19 protein-coding genes and 2 rRNA genes (1 of these 21 only partly in view) are annotated in these 22,811 nt (G+C 66.9%); 11 read left to right on the top strand and 10 right to left on the bottom strand.

What is annotated here, in order from left to right; translation table 11 throughout:
* A 23S ribosomal RNA gene (locus ACMVY4_RS03440) occupies positions 1-791 on the top strand (it extends 1,953 nt beyond the left edge of the window).
* A gap of 328 nt (positions 792-1,119) precedes the next feature.
* Positions 1,120-1,234 (top strand): 5S ribosomal RNA (rrf, locus tag ACMVY4_RS03435).
* Between the two features lie 82 nt (positions 1,235-1,316).
* Here rrf and ACMVY4_RS03430 read toward each other — a convergent pair.
* The 5 genes from ACMVY4_RS03430 to nthA all read right to left on the bottom strand — a co-directional run bounded on the left by ACMVY4_RS03430 (position 1,317) and on the right by nthA (position 5,678).
* Positions 1,317-2,141 carry a CmcJ/NvfI family oxidoreductase gene (locus tag ACMVY4_RS03430; RefSeq protein ID WP_416898800.1) on the bottom strand — a complete coding sequence of 275 codons (825 nt, stop codon included), beginning with the start codon at positions 2,139-2,141 and terminating at the stop codon, positions 1,317-1,319.
* 65 nt (positions 2,142-2,206) lie between these two features.
* A complete protein-coding gene (locus ACMVY4_RS03425; RefSeq protein ID WP_416898799.1) occupies positions 2,207-3,763 on the bottom strand; it encodes a S1C family serine protease in 1,557 nt (518 codons plus the stop codon).
* 279 nt (positions 3,764-4,042) lie between these two features.
* Positions 4,043-4,390 carry a nitrile hydratase accessory protein gene (locus ACMVY4_RS03420; RefSeq protein WP_416898798.1) on the bottom strand — a complete coding sequence of 116 codons (348 nt, stop codon included), beginning with the start codon at positions 4,388-4,390 and terminating at the stop codon, positions 4,043-4,045.
* Positions 4,387-5,049 (bottom strand): nitrile hydratase subunit beta, encoded by a 663-nt coding sequence (gene nthB / locus ACMVY4_RS03415; RefSeq protein ID WP_416898797.1) that lies wholly within the window; start codon positions 5,047-5,049, stop codon positions 4,387-4,389. The genes ACMVY4_RS03420 and nthB overlap by 4 nt, the downstream gene beginning before the upstream one ends.
* Positions 5,046-5,678, bottom strand: a complete 633-nt coding sequence (gene nthA, locus ACMVY4_RS03410) for a nitrile hydratase subunit alpha (protein WP_416898796.1) — start codon at positions 5,676-5,678, stop codon at positions 5,046-5,048. Before nthA ends, nthB begins: the two co-directional genes overlap by 4 nt.
* Positions 5,679-5,979: 301 nt before the next feature.
* Between nthA and ACMVY4_RS03405 the strand changes: the two genes are divergently transcribed.
* Positions 5,980-7,365: a M20 family metallopeptidase gene (locus tag ACMVY4_RS03405; protein WP_416898795.1), complete on the top strand. Its 1,386-nt coding sequence runs from the start codon at positions 5,980-5,982 to the stop codon at positions 7,363-7,365.
* A gap of 184 nt (positions 7,366-7,549) precedes the next feature.
* On the opposite strand, the gene ACMVY4_RS03400 is transcribed toward ACMVY4_RS03405, so the two are convergent.
* Both ACMVY4_RS03400 and ACMVY4_RS03395 read right to left on the bottom strand, forming a co-directional pair.
* A complete protein-coding gene (locus tag ACMVY4_RS03400; RefSeq protein WP_416898794.1) occupies positions 7,550-8,650 on the bottom strand; it encodes a beta-propeller fold lactonase family protein in 1,101 nt (366 codons plus the stop codon).
* Between the two features lie 123 nt (positions 8,651-8,773).
* On the bottom strand, positions 8,774-9,583 hold the full coding sequence (locus tag ACMVY4_RS03395) for an enoyl-CoA hydratase/isomerase family protein (protein ID WP_416898793.1): 810 nt from the start codon (positions 9,581-9,583) through the stop codon (positions 8,774-8,776).
* A gap of 532 nt (positions 9,584-10,115) precedes the next feature.
* On the opposite strand from ACMVY4_RS03395, the gene ACMVY4_RS03390 reads away from it, so the two are divergent.
* The 3 genes from ACMVY4_RS03390 to ACMVY4_RS03380 all read left to right on the top strand — a co-directional run bounded on the left by ACMVY4_RS03390 (position 10,116) and on the right by ACMVY4_RS03380 (position 15,633).
* The gene (locus ACMVY4_RS03390; protein ID WP_416898792.1) at positions 10,116-11,693 is read left to right on the top strand and encodes a trimethylamine methyltransferase family protein; all 1,578 of its coding nucleotides are present in this window, start codon (positions 10,116-10,118) and stop codon (positions 11,691-11,693) included.
* 152 nt (positions 11,694-11,845) lie between these two features.
* Complete coding sequence (locus ACMVY4_RS03385; RefSeq protein ID WP_416898791.1) at positions 11,846-13,042, top strand: M24 family metallopeptidase; 1,197 nt, start codon at positions 11,846-11,848, stop codon at positions 13,040-13,042.
* 158 nt (positions 13,043-13,200) lie between these two features.
* Positions 13,201-15,633, top strand: coding sequence for a GcvT family protein (locus ACMVY4_RS03380; protein ID WP_416898790.1), 2,433 nt, complete (start codon positions 13,201-13,203; stop codon positions 15,631-15,633).
* Here ACMVY4_RS03380 and ACMVY4_RS03375 read toward each other — a convergent pair.
* Positions 15,630-16,121: an L-2-amino-thiazoline-4-carboxylic acid hydrolase gene (locus ACMVY4_RS03375; protein ID WP_416898789.1), complete on the bottom strand. Its 492-nt coding sequence runs from the start codon at positions 16,119-16,121 to the stop codon at positions 15,630-15,632. The two genes, ACMVY4_RS03380 and ACMVY4_RS03375, sit on opposite strands and share 4 nt — an antisense overlap.
* Positions 16,122-16,249: 128 nt before the next feature.
* On the opposite strand from ACMVY4_RS03375, the gene ACMVY4_RS03370 reads away from it, so the two are divergent.
* From ACMVY4_RS03370 to ACMVY4_RS03355, 4 genes are all read left to right on the top strand, one after another.
* Complete coding sequence (locus tag ACMVY4_RS03370; RefSeq protein WP_416898788.1) at positions 16,250-17,773, top strand: acyl-CoA synthetase; 1,524 nt, start codon at positions 16,250-16,252, stop codon at positions 17,771-17,773.
* The gene (locus ACMVY4_RS03365; protein WP_416898787.1) at positions 17,770-18,057 is read left to right on the top strand and encodes a cupin domain-containing protein; all 288 of its coding nucleotides are present in this window, start codon (positions 17,770-17,772) and stop codon (positions 18,055-18,057) included. The genes ACMVY4_RS03370 and ACMVY4_RS03365 overlap by 4 nt, the downstream gene beginning before the upstream one ends.
* Positions 18,058-18,252: 195 nt before the next feature.
* Positions 18,253-19,278, top strand: coding sequence for a threonine aldolase family protein (locus ACMVY4_RS03360; protein WP_416898786.1), 1,026 nt, complete (start codon positions 18,253-18,255; stop codon positions 19,276-19,278).
* Positions 19,279-19,500: 222 nt separating this feature from the next.
* Entirely contained in the window at positions 19,501-19,797 is a 297-nt protein-coding gene (locus ACMVY4_RS03355) for a GIY-YIG nuclease family protein (RefSeq protein ID WP_416898785.1), read from the top strand.
* Positions 19,798-19,888: 91 nt separating this feature from the next.
* On the opposite strand, the gene acdA is transcribed toward ACMVY4_RS03355, so the two are convergent.
* Positions 19,889-21,118, bottom strand: coding sequence for a 3-sulfinopropanoyl-CoA desulfinase (gene acdA, locus ACMVY4_RS03350; RefSeq protein WP_416898784.1), 1,230 nt, complete (start codon positions 21,116-21,118; stop codon positions 19,889-19,891).
* A 13-nt stretch (positions 21,119-21,131) separates the two neighbouring features.
* Positions 21,132-21,809 (bottom strand): DUF1194 domain-containing protein, encoded by a 678-nt coding sequence (locus ACMVY4_RS03345; RefSeq protein WP_416898783.1) that lies wholly within the window; start codon positions 21,807-21,809, stop codon positions 21,132-21,134.
* A 33-nt stretch (positions 21,810-21,842) separates the two neighbouring features.
* Between ACMVY4_RS03345 and speB the strand changes: the two genes are divergently transcribed.
* Entirely contained in the window at positions 21,843-22,808 is a 966-nt protein-coding gene (gene speB, locus ACMVY4_RS03340; RefSeq protein ID WP_416898782.1) for an agmatinase, read from the top strand.
* Positions 22,809-22,811: the final 3 nt, after the last annotated feature.

Raw genomic sequence — 22,811 nt, 5'->3', positions numbered from 1 at the left:
TCAGGAATTGAATGTGTAGGATAGGCGGGAGGCTTTGAACCGGCGGCGCCAGTCGTCGGGGAGCCATCCTTGAAATACCGCCCTTTTGGCTCTTGGTGTCTAACCGCGGCCCGTGATCCGGGTCCGGGACCCTGCATGGTGGGTAGTTTGACTGGGGCGGTCGCCTCCCAAAGCGTAACGGAGGCGTGCGAAGGTGGGCTCAGGCCGGTCGGAAATCGGTCGTCGAGTGCAATGGCATAAGCCTGCCTGACTGCAAGACGGACATGTCGAGCAGAGACGAAAGTCGGCCATAGTGATCCGGTGGTCCCGTGTGGAAGGGCCATCGCTCAACGGATAAAAGGTACGCCGGGGATAACAGGCTGATACTGCCCAAGAGTCCATATCGACGGCAGTGTTTGGCACCTCGATGTCGGCTCATCACATCCTGGGGCTGGAGCAGGTCCCAAGGGTTCGGCTGTTCGCCGATTAAAGTGGTACGTGAGCTGGGTTTAGAACGTCGTGAGACAGTTCGGTCCCTATCTGCCGTGGGTGTAGGAAGCTTGAGAGGATCTGTTCCTAGTACGAGAGGACCGGAATGGACGCACCTCTGGTGGACCGGTTGTCGCGCCAGCGGCACAGCCGGGTAGCTAAGTGCGGAAAGGATAACCGCTGAAAGCATCTAAGCGGGAAACCAGCCTCAAAACCAGGCTTCCCTCGAGAACCGTGGAAGACCACCACGTCGATAGGCGGCATGTGGAAGCGCAGCAATGCGTGAAGCTTAGCCGTACTAATCGTTCGATCGATCTCGAATACATCCAACACAAATCATCTCCACCCATGCCCAGCGATTGACGGTGATAGCAAAGTCCTGCGAGCCGATGGCGAGCAGCGGCGGCGCTTCATCCCCGGACTTGATCCGGGGATCCAGAACCCCGGACCTGATCCGGGGATCCAGATCACCCGCCGCCCGGCACCATCGAAACCTCATGCCGAAACTCATGCCAAACCCTGGCACAGACAGCTTGCGACACAGGCCCTCGGCTTCCCGGATCATGTCCGGGACAAGCAAGTCCGAGGGCGGAAGCCAAGTCCAGGCCCGGCTCAAGCCGGACAAGACTTGCTAACCGGTTCCTGCGTTGGCCTGGTGGTCACAGCGTGGGGAAAACACCCGATCCCATCCCGAACTCGGCCGTAAAGACCCACCGCGCCGATGATACTCCGGCTCAAGCCGCGGAAAAGTAGGTCGCCGCCAGGCCAACCCAGAAACCGGACAAACAAAACTCAAAACCCTCTTCGCAATCTCAGCACTCCCCGAACAGACGCAGGAATGCGCTCGATCAGAAGAACGCCATCGTGCGGACTTCGATGCTCTGGCGCGGCTTTGCGTCGGGCGGCGTGTCCGGGTCGGCGAAGGCGGAATGGACGTTGAAGCGCGAGCGGCCATCGGTGGCGCTGTCATAGGTCTTCAGCAGCAGCGCCTGATCGGTCCGCATCTTCGGGAAGTAGTACCAGCGGTGCCCCGGCGCGTGGCTCATGGTGTAGATCTCGCCGTCCCGGTCCGCATATTTCAGATGCATGATCAGCATCTCCTCCGGCGCCACGGAGCGCGCGTCGCAGACGCCAAGGGGCAGTTCCTCGACTGTGTCGTAGAGCGGCTTCCAGACATTGAAGAAGGCGACGCGGCGGTCCAGCAGGGCCTCGGCCTCGTCGCCCATGATATCGCGCACCCGCTGCGGCCCCGAATTCGGCGTGAAGTCGCTGTGGACGGCAAAGGGTATCGAGCGCTCGGTCGTGGTCTGGGTCCTGATGTCCGAACTGCGCCGCCGGCGCAGGGTGTGGTCGAAGACCACGACCCGGTTCGCGCCGGTGTGCCGCTTCACGAAATCCACGGCGACCGGATAGAAATCGCGCTCCACCGAGGCCTCGTTCTCGAAGTCGCGGAAGCCGTCGTCGATCCCGTGCAGTTCGAAGCCCTCGGCGTCGACCGAGACACTGTCGACGATCGGCCAGGCATCCTCGACGCGGACGACATGGCGGTCCTGCCCGGCCGGGCGGAGCTCGATGCGGTCCGCGGGATCAGGCTCGTAGAACCAGTAGCCGATCGGCGTCTCGCCGGCGTCGGAATAGTTCATCAGGGTCTCGACGGTGTGCGGCTGGTTCATGCTGTCCTCCCGCCGGCCAGTGTCGCTGCCGCAGCCCCCGCATTCAACGCGCTTCGGGAAGGTTGCTAGTCGTCGGGCCGGTCGACCCAGATGGGCAGGACCGAGCCGCGCACTTCGTCGGCGATCAGCTCGGAAGAGAGATCGCGCTCGGAGCCGCCGATCTGGTAGGGCACGCCGAAGCCGTCGAGCAGCAGCTTCAGATAGCCGATCTTGATCGCGAAGTTGACGTCCTGGACCTGATTGCCGCGCAGCAGCGAGACCGCGACGGCGGCGACATTGCCGTGCCGGTCCACCAGCGGGCCGCCGGAACTGCCCGGCTGCAGCGCGGCGGTGTGCTGGATACGGGTCAGGTCGCCCTTGTCGCCGGTCTGCCCGCTGACCACGCCGGCGGTGACCTTGAGCTGCTCGCCCAGGCGCTGCGCCAGCGGGAAGCCGACCGCGGTGGCGTCGGCGCCGTCGGGATAGAGCGCCCCGGCGCGCAGTTTCAGCGCCGGCCCCAGCACCGCCGGGTCCTCGACCTTGAGAACGGCGATATCCATGCGCTCGTCGGAAAGCAGCACCGTCGCCGGCCGCCACGGCCCTTCGCGGAAGCCGACGCGGATCTCGGTCGCGTCCTCGACGACGTGATAGTTGGTGACCACATGCCCCCGGTCGCTGACGACCCAGCCGGTGCCGTTGTGCAGCGGTTCCTTGTCGAAATTGATGCTGGGTCCCACCCGGTCATAGCGCACGACATGGCCGCCGGGCTGGGCGTTCAGCGCCACGAGGTGCCCTTCCTCGAAGCGCCACACGGTCTCGGCGCGGGCGCGGTCGTCGCGGTAGAGCGGGCCGCTGCCGAGGTTCTCCTCCAGCATCTCCAGTTCGAACTTGATCTCGCCGGTCTCCCAGACGCTGTCGTCGGGCGCGTCCAGCACCATGGCGCTGTAGACCCGGCCCGGCGCCAGCAACTCGCGATAGACGCCGACGCGGACCTTGCCGTCGGTGCGCTCCCAGACGCCCTCGACCGGGTCGGGCTTTCGGCGGCGGATGAACTTCTCGAACGGCTCACGCTCGCGCGGCACCGTGGCCTCGGCGACGGCGATCTCCGAACGGTCGGGCAGGGTTTCGGGCCAGACGATGGCGTTCACGCGGACATTCTTCAGCCGCGCGGTTTCCTCGATCCGGCGGCGCAGGGCATGGGCGTGGGCCTTCTGCGCCTGCTCCACCACGCCGCTCGCGCCCAGGATGCGGATGTCGAAGATGACGCCGCGGGTCTTGTCGAGGCCCGACTGCACCAGTCGCGGCTCGACCTGCCCCAGGATGAAGGCGCCATTGGCCACCGACTGGGTGAAGCGAAGGGTCTGGCGCACCGGATCGACCTGCAGGTCGGCGACGTGGTCCTTCAGCGCCAGCTCGGCCAGGGCCGCGGCGTCGGCGATGCTCAGCTTCCAGGCGTTGATGATCGATTCCGGCGGGATAAAGGGCATCGCGACGGCGTCGGGCGGCGGCACGATGCGGGCCGAGGGGGCGGCTTCGGCGGCTGACTGGTCCGCCACCGGCGCGGCCTCCTGCGCAGCGGCAGGGACCGCTGCGGCGGCGATCAGGATCGAGACAAGGAACAGACGGCGCAACGCACGCGGCATCGGACGGTCACCCTCTTCACCCGGACAAACACTACCGGGCCGGAGTATGCGCGAGCCTTCGTGGCGGGACTGTGACCGCTTTCACCGATCCGCGCCCGAGAGGGAAGATGTGATCGGGGGGAGCGAGGCGGCGGCCTCGCAAACGCTCTCATGTCCGCAGCGGGACTTGATCCGGCTGTCCAGTCCGGCGGTGATGGAAGGACGTTGCGATGCCCCGCTGGGTCCCGGGATCAGGTCCTGGGAGGGGCATGAGTTGAGCGGCCCCGATCTGGCCTGCGCCTACTTCAACTCCACTGGCTGCCCGTGCGGCGTGGCGAGGTAGGCGTCGCGCCAGGCTGCCTTGCGGTCGGCCATGTCATCCCGGCTGCTCAGCCCCTTCTCGGCGCAGAGCCGTTCCAGGGCCCGGAGCCAGTGGCGGTAGTAGGTGTCGCCCAGATCGGGATCGCCGGCCTGCTGCGCGGTGGTGATCTCGGCCGACAGGGTCGACGCCCACTCGTCCCAGGTGAAATGCCCGGCCTCATGCAGCTTCACCGTCAGGGCGAAGGCCTCGGCCTCCCACGGTTCGGCGAAGACGGGTCCGTCCGCGTCCTTCGGGATTCCGGGCAGATCGTCGAGCCGGCCGTTCACGGGCGCTCCAGATAGGGTTCCCAGAGGTCGACCATGACCGCACCGCCGAAGGCGTCCGGCCCCCAGATCTCCCGGGCGTCGAAGCGGACCGTGTAGAGATGCTCGCCCCGCCGTTCGCCCTCGGCGCTGGCGTCGGCGAAGACATGGCCGCCGTGATGCAGCACCACCTCGCCGACATGGCCGCGGATGTAGCGCGGGTTGCGGGTGTGGCCTTTCGGGTTCATCTGTTTCGAGCGGACCCTGTCGCCGACCCTGAAGGCTGGCGCGGCGTCGATCTCCATGCTCGCCGGCCCGCCCTTCAGGAAGGTCTGGTCGACCGTGCCGCCCTTCAGGATGCGGACCTCATCGGGGCCGACGCGACGCTCGGCCTTCGCCGTGGCGAGTTCCTCCTCCGTGATCAGGCCCTTCTGCACAAGCAGTCGCTCCGAGGCGTCCAGCCATTTGTGGTAGTAGCCGGCGCCCAGATAGAGGTCCGGATCCATGGTCTCGCGGGCGAAGCGGGCCTCGTCGATGCTCCACTTGCCGAGGAAACCGGCGGCCAGCGTCACCGCGAAGGCGCGGCGCTCCCACTCGGCGTGGAACAGTTCTTCCTTCTCTTCCGGGTCGGGATCGATGGGGCCGAAGCCGTGCATCCCGCCCATGTCGTGCGGGCCGTTCATGCGCCGCCGCCTTCCGGTTCGCGGGCGGTCTCGACCCCGATCATGGAATTGCGGCTGACAAGTTCCTCAAGCTGTTCGGCGCTCCAGCCCTCGGTGCCGGCGGGCCGCTCGGGGATCACCATGTAGCGCATCTCCGACGTCGAATCCCAGACGTCGATCTCGACGTTCTCCGGCAGTTCCGTGCCGAATTCCGCGAGCACGCCGCGCGGGTCGATCACGGCCCGGCTGCGGTAGGGATTGGACTTGTACCAGCCGGGCGGCAGGCCCAGCGTCGTCCACGGGTAGCAGCTGCACAGCGTGCAGACGACGAGGTTGTGGCGCTCGGGCGTGTTGAAGACCGCGTGCATGTGCTCGCCCTGACGGCCGGTGAAGCCCATCGAGGCGATGGCCTCGGTCGCGTCCCGCTTCAGCCAGTCGGCGAAGTCCGGCTCGGTCCAGGCGCGGGCGACGATCTTGGCGCCGTTCCGCGGGCCGACCTTGTGCTCGTAGCGCTCGATGATCTCGTCCAGTGCCTGCGGATCGACCAGACCCTTCTCCACCAGCAGCGATTCCAGCGCCTTGGTGCGCAGCGCCAGATCGTGCGGCGGCTCGGTATGGTCGTGATCGTGATGATGGCCGTCGTGGGGCATCGCGTCCTCCCGTCTCGTGCGCCGATGTTGCCATGGAGACGGGGCGGTGTCAGCCCGGCCGGACGCGACGTGTCCCGGGAAAGGCTGGAGATCCGCCGGAACCCTTCGCCCGCAGCGGGACTTGATCCCGCTGTCCAGCATGCGGGCCTTCCGAATAGGTCTCTGTTGGTGGCGAGGCTCCAGGCTGGGTCCCGGGATCAAGTCCCGGGACGGACAGGTGTGTCTCTTTCAACTGTCGGGTCGAACGAATTATGGTCATGGAGACAGTCCTGTTTCAGGACGTGAGGGAGTTTGCAGTGCCATGACCCGAGACGCCGCCATTCAGGCCGCATCCGACTACGTGACCAGCGGGCCGTTCTTCGACGAGCTGGCCCAGCGGGTGGCGGTGCGGACCGAGAGCCAGAAACCGGACAGCGCGCCGGAGCTGCACCGCTATCTGGACGCGGTCATCGGCCCGGCCTTCGAGGCGATGGGTTTCACGACGCGGAAGTTCGAGAACCCGACCGGCCACGGCCCCGTGCTGCTGGCCGAGCGGCACGAGGCCGACGGCCTGCCCACCGTGCTCGGCTACGGCCATGGCGACGTCATCCGCGGGCTGGAGGACCAGTGGACGAAGGGGGAAGGCCCCTGGGTGCTGGCGCGCGACGGCGTGCGGCTCTACGGCCGCGGCACCGCCGACAACAAGGCGCAGCACACGCTGAACATGAACGCGCTGCGCACGGTGATCGAGACCCGCGGGCGGCTCGGTTTCAACGCGAAGTTCATCGTCGAGACCGGCGAGGAGGTCGGCTCCAAGGGCCTGCGGGAGGTGATCGAGCAGAACATGGACGCCTTCGCGGCGGACGTCTTCATCGCCTCGGACGGGCCGCGGGTGAAGCCGGACCGGCCGACGCTGACGCTCGGCGCGCGCGGGGCGGTGAATTTCGACCTGCTCTGCGACCTCCGCGCGGGCGGGCATCATTCGGGCAACTGGGGCGGTCTGATTGCCAATCCGGGCCTGATCCTGTCGCACGCCATCGCCAGCATATCCGACCGCAACGGCGCGATCCGCGTGCCGGAATGGCGGCCGAAAGGCATCGACCCGGCATCACGCGAGGCGCTGAAATCCATCGAGATCGACGCCGGCGAGGGCGGCCCGGCGATCGACGTGGACTGGGGCGAGCCGGGCCTGACGCCGCCGGAGCGGGTCTATGCCTGGAACAGCTTCGAGGTGCTGGCCTACCGGACCGGCAATCCGGACCGGCCGGTCAACGCCATCCCGCCGCGCGCCTGGGCGCATTGCCAGCTGCGCTTCGTGGTCGGCATCGACTATGACGACATCATCCCCGCGCTGAAGCGGCATCTGAAGCGCGAGGGCTTTCCGGAGGTTCAGGTGCTGCCGCCGGACGAGAAGAACTCGGGCGCCTTCGCCGCCAGCCAGACGCCGCTGCAGAACCAGTGGGTCGGGGCGGTCCGGGCCTCGATGGCGCACACCATCGGCGAGGATCCGGCGATCATCCCCAGCCTCGGCGGCTCGATCTGCAACGACCTCTTCACCGACCTGCTCGGCCTGCCGGCGATCTGGATCCCGCATTCCTACGCCGCCTGCTCCCAGCACGCGCCCGACGAGCATGTCCTGCTGCCGACCATGGAAAGCGCCAGCCGCATCATGACCGGCCTCTACTGGGATCTCGGCGCGCAAGGGTAGGGGGACTTGAACCATCTGCCGCGCCCGGGTCAGGCCCGGGCACGGCAGGGCAATGACTGGTCACCCCCGATGGCCCATCGGGCCGCTCGGGGGTCCGGAGGGGCTGCGCCGCAAGTCTGACGATCGGCCGGATGCCCGCGCAGGGCGGACATGACCCCAGGGGTTCAAGGGCCAGTCCGGATGCTCAGTCGTCGATCAGCACCGTGTGCGGGACGCGGCCGACGGGGACGGATTTCAGCGGCTTGCGGGAGGCCGCGTCGATGATCGTCATGTCGTCGGAGAGCCCGTTGGCGACGAAGAGCAGCGACTCGTCGCGGTTGAAGGTCATGTTCCAGGCCCGCTGGCCGACCAGCACGTAGTCGCCGACCTCAAGCGTCTTCGCGTCGACGAAGGCGATGTGGTTGGCGCGGCCGAGCGCGACCACGGCGGTCGCGCCGTCGCGGGTCATGACGATGCCGACGGGCGTGACCTGTTCGGACCGCGCGCCGGTCGGGGGCGGGAATTCGATGGTGCCGGTGACCTTGTCGGTCGCCGTGTCGATCACCGTGACCGTGGCGTTGAGCTCGTTGGTCACCCAGAGCTGCTTGCCGTCCGGCGTCAGCGCGAAGCGGCGGGGGCGGTTGCCGGCGACGACATTGGCGCGGATCTGCCGGCTGGCGAGATCGACGACATGGACGATGTTGGCGACCTCCGAGGTGACATAGACCGTCTTGCCGTCAGGGTTCGCCAGAACGCCTTCGGGCTCCTCGCCGGTCTCGACGGTGCTGAGGCCGGGCACGGCCTCCTCCTCGCCTTCTTCCTCGCCCTCTTCGCCTTCCTCTTCCTCATCGCCGCCATCCCCGGCTTCGGGTTCGGCGGTGGCGAGTTCGGGCATGCCCTCCCGCTCGGCGAAGTGGGTCTCGAGGTCGAGAATGCCGAGCGCGGCATCCTCCTCCAGCGAGATGTAGAGCGTGCGGCCGTCCTTCGAGAAGTCGAACAGCTCCGGGTCCTCGACATTGGCGATCCGGTCGACCAGCTCCAGCTTCGCGACATCGATGATGTCGATGGCGTTGCCGCGGCCGCAGGCGACGAAGATGCGGTTGCGCTCGGGGTCGAACTGCAGGTGTCTCGGCCGCGCGGCGGTCGGGATCGTCTTCACCGGCGCGTAGGTCTTGCCGTCCAGCACGTAGACGGCGTTGTCCTTCTCCGACGAGACGAAGATAAGGCCGGTGTCCTTCGCCATGGCGGCGGTGGAGAGCGTCACGGCGGCGACGCCCGCCAGCAGCAGGTTGCGGTAGCGGTTCACGGTATCCTCCCTGAGTCGTACGCTTGGTGCGCACTTCTTCTCTGGCAGAGAGTGTCACCCCCCCCCCCGGCACTGTCCACTTCCAGTGTGTTCTTGATCCTGTTCAGCCGTGCAGGACTGCGCTCAGGCGTCGCTTTCGGGGTCGAACTTCGGCTGCCGCTTTTCAAGGTGGCTCGCCAGGCCCTCGACCACCTCGGGGCTGGTGAAGCCCAGCATCTCCAGCGCCACCGAGGCGTCGAAGGACGGGCCGGCCATGCGGTACCAGTTGTTCAGCGCATACTTGGTGAAGCGCAGCGCCGAGGGCGCGCCATTGGCCAGCCGCGTCGCGATCTCCAGCGCCTTGGCCTGAAGCTCGTCATCCTCGACCGCCAGGCTGATGAGGCCCATGCGCTCGGCCTCCTCGCCGGTCATCGGCTCGCACAGCATCAGGTGGTACTTCGCCTTGGCCATGCCGCAGAGCAGCGGCCAGTTGATCACCGCATGATCGCCCGCGGCGACGCCGAGGCGGGTGTGCCCATCGACGATCTTCGCCGACTTGGCGGCGATGGAGATGTCGGACAACAGCCCGGCCACCAGACCCGCGCCCACGGCGACGCCATTGATGGCGCTGACGATGGGCTTGCCGCAGTTGATGATGTTGTAGACGAGGTCCTTGGCTTCCTTCCAGGAGCGGACGCGGGCGTGATAGTCCTCGACCATCTGGCCGATCATCTTGAAGTCGCCGCCGGCGGAGAAGGCCTTGCCCTTGCCGGTCAGGATCACGGCCGAGATGTCCGGATCCTTGTCGATGGCGTTCCAGACATAGGTCATGTGGTTGTGGCCGGTCTGGTCCAGCGAATTCAGCGTCTTCGGATTGTTCAGCGTCAGGCGGAGCACGCGCTCGGCCGGATAGTCGATCTCGAAGGTGGTGAATTCGGCGTAACGGTCTGACATCTCATCCTCCCCAGGCTGTCATGCGACGAGAGTGCAACGAAGCGGACCCGCGCTCAAGCGCACCCGATGGTTCCAGGTAATCTGAAGCCCCCGGGCTCGACCCGGGGACTGACCAATATGAAGAAGCGAGAGCCTCCCCCTGGCAGGGGGAGGCCGGCGCGCAGCGACGGGTGGGGGTAAGTGAAACCGCGCTGCGTGGGATGGTCCGGCTGGCACGCAGCGCGGCTCAGATTCTTCCGGCAAGGACTGAGCCGCCCGTCTGGCCGACCCAGCCATCCCCAGACGGGCGGTTTCCGAGCTTCTCCCACCCCCACCCAACCCTCCCCCTCGGAGGGGGAGGGCATTTGAACTGCCGGGGCGTTCTTCGGCTTGCGCCGGGGACGGCAGTTCGCGTCCGGCCGCACGATGCGACACCCATGCGCCGCATCTGGAACAGCAATGGACGCAGGCGGGCGATGGCACGCGGCGAAAAGCGGTGTCAGACTTGCGCGGTGGACGCGTCCATTCCGGACCGTTCATCAGGGAGGGGCGGATGCAGGAGGATCAGGCGGCTTCGGACGGCGGCGGACGCCGCAGGAGAGGCCGCAGGCGCGGCGGCGGCGACGCCGGATCCGAGGTGAGACCGGTCGTCGAACAGCGGCCTTTCCGCCAGCCGAAACTGCCGTTTCCGCCCACGGAACTGCTGTCCGCCGACGAACTGGAATCGATCCATGCCGCCTCGCTGGAGGTGCTGAAGGAAATCGGCATCGACTTCATCCACGACGAGGCGAAGGCGATGCTGAAGGCCGCCGGCGCCGATGTGGATCCCAATTCCGACCGCGTCCGCTTCGATCCGGCGATGGTCGAGGACGCCATCGGCAAGGCCCCGGAAGCCTTCACCCTGCACGCCCGCAATCCGGAACACTCTGTCCGCTTCGGCGAGGGCTATCTGGTCTATTGCGCCGCGGCCAGCGCGCCGAACGCCTCCGACCTGGAGGGCGGGCGGCGGCCAGGCAACCGCGAGGACTATCGCAACTTCCTGAAGCTCGGGCACATGTTCAACGCGGTCCACATGTGGGGCGGCTATCCCGTCGAGCCGGTCGATATCCACCCGTCGGTCCGGCATCTGGAGGCGCTGTCGGACATGCTGACCATGTCGGACAAGGCGATCCACGCCTACAGCCTGGGCCGGGAGCGGATCTGCGACGGCATGGAGCTAGCCCGGATCGCGCGCCAGGTCGACGACGAGACCTTCAGCCGCGAACCGTCGGTGATCTCGATCATCAACTCGTCCTCGCCGCTCAGGCTGGATACGCCGATGCTGGAGGGCATGATCCAGCTGGGCCGGCGCGGCCAGCCGGTCGTGCTGACGCCGTTCACGCTGGCGGGCGCGATGGCGCCGGTGACGCTGGCCGGCGCGCTGGTGCAACAGAACGCCGAGGCGCTGGCTGGGCTCGTCTTCGCGCAGGTGAACCAGCCCGGCGCGCCCTTCGTCTATGGCGGTTTCACCTCCAATGTGGACATGAAGTCCGGCGCCCCGGCCTTCGGCACGCCTGAGGCCATGCGCACCTCGATCATCGGCGGCCAGCTCGCCCGCCGCTACCGGCTGCCCTATCGCTCGTCGAACGTGAACGCGGCCAATACCCTGGACGCGCAGGCGGCCTATGAAAGCGTCTTCTCGCTCTGGGGCGCGGTGATGGGCGGGGTGAACATGCTGAAGCATGGGCTCGGCTGGATGGAAGGCGGGCTGCACACCTCCTTCGAGAAGTTCGTGCTCGACGCCGACCTGCTGCAGATGGTCAGCGAGTTCCTGACACCGATCGGCGTGACGCCCGACGATCTGGCCCTGGACGCCATGCGGGAGGTCGGGCCGGGCGGCCACTTCTTCGGCTGCGCCCACACGCAGAGCCGCTACAAGACCGCCTTCTACAATCCGATGATTTCCGACTGGCGCAATTTCGAGAGCTGGGAGGAGGCGGGCCGGCCGGAGGCCTACGGCACCGCCAACCGGATCTACAGGGACATGATCGCCGCCTACGAACCGCCCGCCATGGACCCGGCGGCGCGGGAGGAACTGGACGCCTTCGTCCGTCGCCGCACCGAAGAGGGCGGCGCCCCGACGGATTTCTGAGCGATGGCGACGAAGCGAGATCCGGAAATTCGGCCCGCAGCGGGACTTGATCCCGCTGCCCAGTTCCGAGCTGGCCGCCGCTCTGGGTCCCGGGATCAAGTCCCGGGACGGGTGGGTGTTCCTGATCGGCTTTCTTCGACGGTGGGAACGCCATGACCGTCTTTCACGATACGAAGGTCGACCGCCGCGCGTTGCGGGCCTGGCGGCTCGGCCGGGTGCGGGAGAAGCTGCAGGAGCGCGAGCTGGCGGGCATCCTGCTCTACGACCCGGTGAACATTCGCTACGCCACCGACACCTCGAACATGCAGGTGTGGACGATGCACAACGCCGTCCGCTACGCCTTCATCGCCACCGACGGCCCGGTGATCGTGTTCGATTTCCACGCCACGAAGCACCTGTCGGAAGGCATCGAGGTCGTGGACGAGATCCGCGGCGCCCGGTCGTATTTCTATTTCGGCGACGGGCCGCTGATGGAGGACCGCGCGAAGCAGTTCGCCCGCGAGATCGACGATCTGGTCCGCACATATGGCGGCAACAACCGCCGGCTGGCGATCGACAAGATCGAGCCCCACGGCCTGCTGGCCCTGCTGAAGCGGGGCGTGCTGGTCGAGAACGGGCAGGAGGTGATGGAACTCGCCCGCTTCATCAAGAACGACATCGAGATCGCCGCGATGCAGGAGGCGGTCGACGCCTGCGAGGCGGCGATGTGGCGGATGCGGGAGGTCTTCCGCCCCGGCATCACCGAGAACTATCTCTGGTCGATCCTGAACCAGGTGAACGCCGAGCTGGGCGGCGAATGGATCGAGACGCGGCTGCTGACCTCCGGCCCGCGGACCAACCCGTGGTTCCGCGAGTGCAATCACCGCGTGATCGAGGCCGGCGACATCATGAGCTTCGACACCGATCTGGTCGGGCCGGGCGGCTATTGCTCGGACCTCTCGCGGAGCTGGCTCTGCGGCGGCGGCAAGCCCTCCGACGAACAGCGCTGGCTCTACGAGACGGCGCGGCGGCAGATCGAGGACAACATCGCCATGCTGAAGCCGGGGCTCAGTTTCCGGGAGATCTCGGAGCGCGGCTCGCCTCTGCCGGAGGACTGCGTCGGCAACCGCTACTCGGTCGTCGTCCACGGCGTCGGTCTCTGCGACGAGTACCCGGCCGTCCCCTACATCCAGGACTTCGCCCATTCGGGCTATGACGGGCATCTGGAAGAAAACGCGGTGGTCTGCGTCGAGAGCCTGGTCGGCCGTGTCGGCGGCCGCGAATGCATCAAGCTGGAGGAGCAGGTGCTGATCACCGCCGACGGCGCGAGGCGGCTCTCCAGCTTCCCCTTCGAGGATCACTGGCTGTGACAGGGCCGGCGAACTTGTCCCTGCAGCCTGTCATGCCCGCCTTGTGCGGGCATCCGGTCGATCATCAGAATTGCGGCGAAGCCGCACCGGACCCCCGCATGAAGCGGGGGTGACAAGACCGAACCCGTCGTCAACGCCGAGAAACAGGAAGCTCTGACATGAAAGATTCAGCCCAGGTCGTCGTCATCGGCGGCGGCGTCGTCGGCGCCAGCGTGCTCTACCACCTGACGAAGCTCGGCTGGACGGATGTCATGTTGATCGAACGCTCCGAACTGACATCGGGCTCCACCTGGCACGCGGCGGGCGGCATGCACACGCTGAACGGCGATCCCAACGTCGCCAAGCTGCAGCGCTACACCATCGACCTCTACAAGGAGATCGAGGAGAAGTCCGGCCAGGATTGCGGCGTGCACCTCACCGGCGGCGTCCTGCTGGCCGACACGCCCGAGCGGATGCAGTGGCTGAAGATGGCGCAGGCGCGCGGGCGCTATCTGGGTATCGAATACGACCTGATCTCGGTGAAGGAGGCGAAGGAGCTCTTCCCGCTGCTGGAGGAGAAGTACTTCGTCGGCGCCATGTTCAGCCACGAGGACGGCCATCTCGACCCCTCCGGCGTCACCCATGCCTATGCGAAGTCGGCGCGGATGAACGGGGCCGAGATCGTGCTGCGCAACCGGGTCGTCGAACTGGCCCAGCACCCGGACGGATCCTGGGACGTGGTCACCGAGCAGGGCACGGTCCACGCCGAGCACATCGTCAATGCCGGCGGGCTCTGGGCGCGCGAGGTCGGCCGCATGGCGGGGCTCGAACTGCCGGTACTGGCCATGGAGCACATGTACCTGCTGACCGAGGACATGCCCGAGGTCATCGAGTTCAACGAAAGCACCGGCAAGGAGGTGCTGCACGCGGTCGATTTCGGCGGCGAGATCTACATGCGCCAGGAGCGCAAGGGCATGCTGATGGGCACCTATGAGCGCGCCTGCGTGCCCTGGTCGCCGAAGGAGACGCCCTGGGAGTTCGGCCACGAACTGCTGCAGCCCGACATCGACCGCATCACGCCGTCGCTGGAGCGGGGCTTCGCCCATTTCCCCGCCTTCGAACGCGCCGGGATCAAGCAGATCATCAACGGCCCCTTCACCTTCGCGCCCGACGGCAACCCCCTGGTCGGCCCGGTCCGGGGGCTCAGGAACTACTGGTGCGCCTGCGGCGTGATGGCGGGATTCAGCCAGGGCGGCGGCGTCGGGCTGGCGCTGTCGAACTGGATCGTGAACGGCGATCCAGCCTTCGATGTCTGGGCGATGGACGTCGCCCGCTACGGCGACTGGGCGACCATGGCCTACACCTCGGCCAAGGTGCAGGAGAACTACTCCCGCCGCTTCTCGATCACCTTCCCGAACGAGGAACTGAAGGCGGGCCGTCCGCTGCGGACCTCGCCGCTCCATGACCGGCTGAAGGCGGAGAACGCGGTGATGGGCGCGTCCTTCGGGCTGGAGCACGCGCTGTGGTTCCAGGAGAAGGGCAAGGACCCGGTCGAGGACGTCACCTTCATGCGTTCCAACAGCCACGCGCAGGTGGCGAAGGAATGCGCCGGCGTGCGTCAGGGCGTCGGCATGATCGAGATCTCGAACTTCGCCAAATACGAGGTCACCGGGCCGGGCGCCGAGGTCTGGCTGAGCCATCTGCTCGCCAACCGGATGCCGCGCACCGGCCGGATCGTGCTGTCGCCCATGCTGAACCCGGCGGGCGGACTGATCGGCGACTTCACCGTCGCCAAGGCCGCCGAGGACCGCTTCTACGTCTTCGGTTCTGGCGTCGCAGAGACCTATCACATGCGCTGGTTCCTCTCGCATCTGCCGGATGACGGGCGGGTCACCGTGCGGCCTCTGGGGCTGGAACTGACCGGGCTCTCCATCGCCGGGCCGAAGGCGCGCGAGGTGCTGGCGGCTGTGACCGGCGAGGATATTTCGGCGGCGGCCTTCCGCTTCATGGATTTCCGCGAGATGGATCTCGGCATGATCCCGGCAAAGGTCGGCAAGATCACCTTCACCGGCGATCTCGGCTACGAGATCTGGGTGAAGGCCGAGTACCTGACCCAGCTCTACGACCTGTTACGCAGGGCCGGTGCGGATCACGGCATGATCCTGTTCGGCGGCCGGGCGCTGAACGGGCTGCGGTTGGAGAAGAATTTCGGCACCTGGGCGCGCGAGTACCGGCCGATCTACGGGCCCTATGCCGCCAATCTCGGGCGCTTCGTCGGGGCAAGAAAGAACGACTTCATCGGCCGGGATGCGGCACTGAAGGAGCGCGACGACGGTCCGAAGCTGAAGCTGGTCTCGCTGAAGGTCGATGCCGGCGACGCCGACGTGATCGGCGACGAACCGGTCTGGATCGACGGCAGGGTGATGGGCTGGATCACGTCAGGCGGTTTCGCGCACGCCTCCGGCGCGTCCGTTGCGATGGGCTACGTCCCCGCCGAGTTCGCCGGGGCCGCAGATGCGCCCTTCGAGGTCGAGATCATCGGCGAGCGCCGGAAAGCGGAACTGCTGACCGACCCGCTGTTCGACCCTGCCGGGGAGCGGATGCGGGGCTAGCCCTTGTTGAACCGGTAGCGGAAATCGCAGTAGGGCGCGCCGGACATGATGGTCTGGGTGCGTTTGAACTCGACGTCGGGCGCGCCGACCTCGGCAATGTCGAAATCGATGTCGCAGAGCAGGAACTTGCCCAGCTCGGGCTCGCCCAGCGCCTTGAAGAATTCGGCGTAGGCGCAGCGGGTGACGTTGTAGTTCCGGACCGTCTCCGTATCCTCCAGCATCTCCCTGTCGATGCTGTCGCCGATGCGGGGGCGCAGATCGGCCCAGATGCCGTCCCACTGCTCGCGGGCGTCGCGGGATTTCTCGGCGCCGATGCGGCGGTGCAGCTCACGCGACCAGTCCCGCAGGGCGGCTTCGATCAGCCGGTCGGCTTCCTCCTTGCCCAGCCTCTCCCGGATGGCGCGGACGACCGGCAGCAGGACGCGCGCCTGAAGCTTCACCTCTTCCAGCAGCGGCAGATCGGTGTCGTGCGGGTTCTCGAAAGTCATGGCCGTCCTCCCCTTGCAGCGGCGATCTTCCCCGCCTTCGACGGGAATGACAAATCCGGATTGCATCGCCAGGCGGCCGTGGGCGCGATCCCCTTGCCAAGCGCCGCCCCATCGGCACACTCACCGCCATGACGATGCCGACCGACATGGACCTCTCCGGCTGGATTGCGGGCTGGGCCGATCAGACGCCCGCGAAGACCGCGATCCGCGACGAGCAGGGCGATCTGAGCTACCGCGATTTCGCCACCCGGATCGAGGCGTTGGCCGGGGCGCTGCAGGCGCGCGGCATCGGAACCGGCGACCGCGTCGCGCATCTGGGCGAGAACACGGTGAAGGAGCTGACGCTCTTCTTCGCCTGCGCCCGCATCGGCGCGATGCTGGTGACGCTCAACTGGCGGCTGGCCCCGCCCGAGCATCTGTATCAGCTGCAGGATGCCGAGCCGAAGCTGCTGTTCGCGGACGGCATGTTCTTCGATCACGTGGCGCAGATCCGCGGCGATCTGAGCGGCATGGGATTCATCGGCGTGGACGCCGAAGGCGAGGGCTGGGAGGCATGGCCCGAGGGCGGTCCGGCCTGCACCCTGCCGAGCCCCGGCTACGATGCGCCGGTGCTGCTGGTCTACACCTCCGGCACGACGGGCAAGCCGAAGGGCGCGGTGCTGACCCAGGGCAACGTCTTCTGGAATGCGGTCAATTCCCAGCACGCCCATGACATGACCTCCGACGACGTCATTCTGGGCAACCTCCCGCTCTTTCATGTCGGCGGCCTCAACAACCAGCTCACCCCGGCGCTGCATTGCGGCGCGACCGTGCTGCTGCACCGGCGCTTCGAGCCGGGCGTCACGCTGGCGGCGATCCAGCGCGACCGGCCCACGCTGGCGCTGGCGGTCCCGGCCATGATGCAGGCGCTGACCGAGCATCCGGACTGGCCGACCACCGACATCTCCTCGCTGCGCTTCGTCATGGCGGGCTCGACTACGGTGCCGGTGGCGCTGATCCAGCGATTCCACGACCGCGGCGTCCCGGTCGGACAGATCTACGGTTCCACCGAGACCGCGCCGCTGGCCGTTGTGCTGCGCCGTCCCGATGCGCTGGACCATGCCGGGTCCTGCGGCAAGCCGGCTATACACGTGTCCGCAAAGATCGTCGGCCGCGACGGCAACGAACTGGGCAACGGCGAGACCGGCGAGTTGCTGGTGCGCGGGCCCAATGTCTTCTCCGGTTACTGGCGCAACCCGGAAGCCACCGAGGCGGCCTTCGCCGAAGGCTGGTTCCGCATGGGCGATGTCGCGCGGCGCGACGCCGACGGTTTCCACTACATCGAGGACCGGGCCAAGGACGTGATCATCTCGGGCGGAGAGAATGTCTATCCGGCGGAGCTGGAGCAGATCCTCGCGGCCGAGGCCGATCTGGCCGAGTTCGCCGTGGTCGGCCGTCCCGATCCGCGCTGGGACGAGGTGCCGGTGATCGTTGCCGTGCCGCGCGAGGGGCAGGCGCTGGACGAGGCGGCGCTGCTCGGCCTGTTCGAGGGCCGTGTCGCACGCTTCAAGCAGCCCAGGGCGGTGATCGGGATTGACGCGTTGCCGCGCAACGCGCTGGGCAAGGTGCTGAAATTCGAACTCAGGGACTGGCTGAAGGAGCAGGCGTCATGAGCGAACGGCCGATGGCGGTGCCGACGAAGCAGATCGACAACGACCGCGTGGTGGTGACCGAGTGGCGCTTCGCACCCGGGGCCCATACGGGCTGGCACCGCCACGAGATGGACTACGTCGTCGTGCCCGGCACCACGGGCGACCTGACCATCGAGACGAAGGACGGTCTGTCGAAGGCGCCGCTGACCGCCGGTGTGTCCTACACCCGCCAGGAAGGCGTCGAGCACGACGTCATCAACGACAATGATTTCGAGTTCGTCTTCGTCGAGATCGAACTGAAGTAGGCAGGCTGCCATCGGTCCCTGATGTCATGCCCGCTTCATGCGGGCATCCGGTCAAGCCATGAGACTTGCGGCGCAGCCGCTCCGGACCCCCGCATGAAGCGGGGGTGACAGCTGAGGTTCCCAGCACTTCGATCGCGGGATAATCGGCGGGTCCTCGACCCGGGACGCGGGGACCGGCCAGAAACAGGAGTTTCCATGCAATTCGCCTCCGACAATACCGCCGGGGTTCATCCGGCGATCCTGCAGGCGCTGGCCGACGCCAATGGCGGCAACGTCCCGTCCTATGGCGCCGACGAGATCACGAAGGCGCTCGAAGCGAAGCTGAGGGACATCTTCGAGACCGATCTGGCGGTTTTTCCCGTCGCCACCGGCTCGGCGGCCAACTGCCTCGCGCTGTCGGCCATGGCGCCGCCCTGGGGCGCGATCTTCTGCTACGAGCATTCTCACTGTTTCGACGACGAATGCTGCGGCCCCGAATTCTTCACCGGCGGGGCGAAGCTCTATACGGTGGCGCATGAATCCGGCCGGATCACGCCGGAAGGGTTGAAGGAAGGGCTGGGCCGCTTCACCGTCGGCTTCGACCACAATCCGCAGCCCGCAGCGGTGACGCTGACGCAATGCACCGAATGGGGCACGGTCTACACGCCGGACCGGATCGCCGAGCTGTCGGGTCTGGCCCATGACATGAACTGCAAGGTGCACATGGACGGCGCGCGCTTCGCCAACGCGCTGGTCAGCGCCGGCTGCAGCCCCGCAGAACTGACCTGGAAGGCGGGCGTCGACGCGCTTTCCTTCGGCGCGACCAAGAACGGGGCGATGGCCGCCGAGGCGGTGATCTTCTTCGACACCGATCTGGCGAAGGACTTCATCTATCGCCGCAAGCGGGCGGGACACCTGTTTTCCAAGATGCGGTTCCTGTCGGCGCAGCTGCTGGCCTTTGTGACCGACGATCTCTGGCTGGAGAACGCGCGCCACGCCAACCGCGCAGCCACTCGGCTGCATGACGGGCTCGCCCGGATCAACTCCGTCAGCTTCGCGCATCCGGTCGAGGCCAACGAACTGTTCGTCAACCTGCCGGACGGCGCGGGCGACAAGCTGCGGGCCGAAGGCGCCGCCTTCTACGACATGGCCGCCGTCGGACCGACCGGCGTCCGGCTGGTGACATCGTTCGCGACCACCGACGAGGAAGTGGATCGGTTCGTGGATATCTGCGTGGGGTAGCGCCTTTTTCGCCTTCGGACTTGATCCGAAGGCCTCCGGCACCGGCTGGAATCGAATTTGCGCTTTGCCGCAAACGATCACTTCTATCTGAACAATCCGGCGCGCCGCCTGCAGTGAGCCAAGGTCCTCGGGTCAAGCCCGAGGACGGAAAAGTGGGCTTCGCATACACCTTTGTCGCCTTCGGACTTGATCCGAAGGCCTCCGGCACCGAGGCTGCCGCACATGCGGCGTCACCGATACTTCGTCTACATCCTGTCCAACAAGTACGACACGACGCTCTACATCGGCTTCACCAACGACCTGCGCCGCCGGCTCACCGAGCATCGCGAAAAGCTGTCGGAATTCTCGTCGAAGTACCGGCTGACAAAGCTCGTCTATTTCGAAGAGCACCAGTATGTCCTGAACGCGCGACAGCGGGAACGGACGCTGAAGCACTGGAACCGCGAGTGGAAGGACAAGCTGGTCTCGGATGTGAACCCGGACTGGCGCGATCTTTCGGATCAGATTCCGCTGGATTGATCGGTCCAGCCAAGGTCCTCGGGTCAAGCCCGAGGACGGAAAACATGCGCCGGAACCACTTTGCTGCCTTCGGACTTGATCCGAAGGCCTCCTACTCCGCCGCCTGCTTCGGCGGCGGCGAGTTCCGGCCCGCATAACCATCCCGCGTCTGCGGCAGTTTCATGCCGAGCAGGTGCGAGGCGACGGTGGTGCGGAGGACCTGCGCCGTGCCGCCGCCGATGGTGAACATGCGCGCGTCGCGGACCATGCGTTCCATCGGCGTGTCGCGGGAGTAGCCCTTGGCCCCGAAGATCTGCAGCGCGTCGTTGGTCACCTTGATCGCCATCTCGGAGGCGAAGACCTTGGCCTGCGCCGCCGAATAGGGATCGGGGAAGGGGCTGTCATTGGCGCCCCTGGAGCGCGCCGCGCCCTGCAGCATAAGCCGCGCCGCATCCACCTGGATTGCCATGTCGGCCAGCATCCATTGCAGGCCCTGGAATTCGGCGATGGGGCGGCCGAACTGCACCCGTTCCAGCGCGTAGGCCTTCGCGTGCTCCAGCGCGCCCGCGGCGATGCCGAGCGCCATGGTGCCGGCCCCGACGCGCTGGGAGTTGTAGGCGTTCATCAGGCTGGCAAAGCCGCGCCGGAAGCCGCCCGGCGCCATCAGGACGCGGCTCTCCGGGAGTTCCAGATCCTCGAAGATCACCTCGGCCTCGGGGATCCCGCGCAGACCCATGGTCGGCTCGCGCTTGCCGATCTTCAGCCCCGCATCCTCGTCGCGCACGGCGATGAACCCGCCGATGCCCAGTTCCTCGCCGCTCTCGTCGAAGGCGCGGGCGAAGATCAGATGCAGCCGCGAGACACCGCCACCGGTGATCCAGTGCTTCTTGCCGTTCAGCACCCAGGTGTCACCGTGCTTCTCGGCGCGGGTGGTCATCTCGGTCGCGGCGGAGCCGGCGTCCGGTTCGGTGATGCAGATCGCCGGCTTGTCGCCGCCGAGGACGAAGCTCGCGGCCATCTTCCGTTGCTCGTCGGTGCCGTATTGCAGGATGGCGGAAATCGCGCCCATGTTGCTCTCGACCGCGATGCGGCCGGTGACGCCGCAGACCTTCGCCATCTCCTCGATCACCAGCACGGCGTCCAGGAAAGAGCGGCCCGGACCGCCGAGTTCCTTCGGCACGGTCAGGCCCATCAGCCCGGCGTCGTTCAGCGCCTTCACATTGTCCCAGGGGTATTCCTCGGTGCGGTCGATCTCGACGGCGCGGGAGGCGATGACGTTCTCCGCCAGATAGCGCGCCTTCTCCTGCAGCGCCCGTTCCTCGTTCGAGAGCTGAATCTGCATCGCGTCCTCCCCGTCAGTCGGCCAGCATGGATACCGGCGGCGGTCCCTTGATCTCCCGGATCAGCTTGCGCCGCATCGCCTCGCCGAACACCTCGTAGCTGTCGGCAATTTCGATGAAGGCGCCGGGTCCTGCAATCACCGTGTCCTGATAATAGTAGTGGATGTTGGGGTCGGCCGAGATGATCGGCAGGCCGTTGATGGTGATTCCCGCCCAGACCGCGCGCTCCTTCACCCGCAGCAGCAGCGGCGGATGCACGTTCTTGCCGTCGCCGGAGACGTCCACCACCAGCCGGTCGGCGCTGTAGGGCAGGCGGCCCAGCATGCCCATGGCGAAGGAGACGGCGTCGCCCAGCGCCGTGCCGGACGGGATCACCATGCGGGGGGCGTTGCGGATGACGGATGCCGCCGCCGCCGCGTCCGACGCATCGCGGATCACGGTCCAGCCCAGCGTCACCGCCTGCTGATCCAGGGTGGACCACTGCATCGTGCTGACGGCGATCGCGCCCCGGTTGCCGCGCGCGATGGCCGCGAGGACATCCGGGTTCTCCAGGGCGTCGGCCGTCCCTTCCATCTGCAGCCGGAACTCGCCCGCATCGACGCTGGCGGAGGCGTCGACGGCCAGCACGATGGCGACGTCGACCGCCTGCGCGGCTGCCGGGGCTTGCGCCGCGGACAGGATCGGAAGGAGCATGGCGGCGAGCGCCAGCAGCAGGGAGCGGATCGCATGACCGGCAACGCCTATGATAGCGGACGGCTGAATCTGCCCTTCGTCGGCCACTGCACCTTCGGCAAGCAGCCGGTCTGTCTGGACTGGGACAATATCGACGCCGACGCCGCGATCCTGGGCGCGCCCTTCGACATGGGGACCCAGTACCGCGCCGGGGCCCGCTTCGGCCCGCGCGCCATCCGCGAGGCGTCGACGCTGTTCAGCTTCGGACATGGCGGGGCATACGATCATGAAGACGATGTGACCTATCTCCCGGTGGAAAAGGTGCGTCTCGTGGATGTGGGCGATGCGGACATCATCCACACCGATACCGTCAAAAGCCACGACAACATAGAATGGGGTGTCCGGAAGATACTGGATGCAGGCGCCCTTCCCGTGGTTCTGGGCGGCGATCACAGCGTCCACATCCCCTGTATCCGGGCGTTCTCGGACCGGGAACCGGTCCACATCGTCCATGTCGATGCGCATCTCGATTTCGTCGACGAGCGGCACGGCGTCCGCTACGGCCACGGCAATCCGCTGCGCCGCGCCTCGGAGATGGATCACGTCACCGGCTTCACCCAACTCGGTATCCGCAACGTCTCCTCATCGAACCGGGACGACTACGCCGCCGCGCGCGCCGCGGGATCGGACATTCTCTCGGTCCGGCAGTTCAGGAAGCTGGGTCCCGAGGGCGTGCTGGCCCGCGTGCCTGCGGGCAAGCGCTATTACCTCACCATCGACATCGACGGTTTCGACCCCTCCATCGCGCCGGGGACGGGGACGCCCAGTCATGGCGGGTTTCTCTACTACGAGATACTGGAGTTCCTGCAGGGTCTGGTCACGCGCGGCGAGGTCGCCGGCATCGATCTGGTCGAGGTTGCGCCGGATTACGACCGCGACGGGACAACGGCGTTCCTGGCGGCCCAGCTGCTGATGAACCTGCTCGGCTTCATATTCCACGCGCAGGGCAAGTCGGCCTGAGGG

This window comes from Minwuia sp. (assembly GCF_048007105.1).
Classification (GTDB): domain Bacteria; phylum Pseudomonadota; class Alphaproteobacteria; order Minwuiales; family Minwuiaceae; genus Minwuia.
The sequence above is the reverse complement of the archived record's forward strand: the minus strand, read 5'-3'. Positions and strand labels throughout refer to the sequence as shown.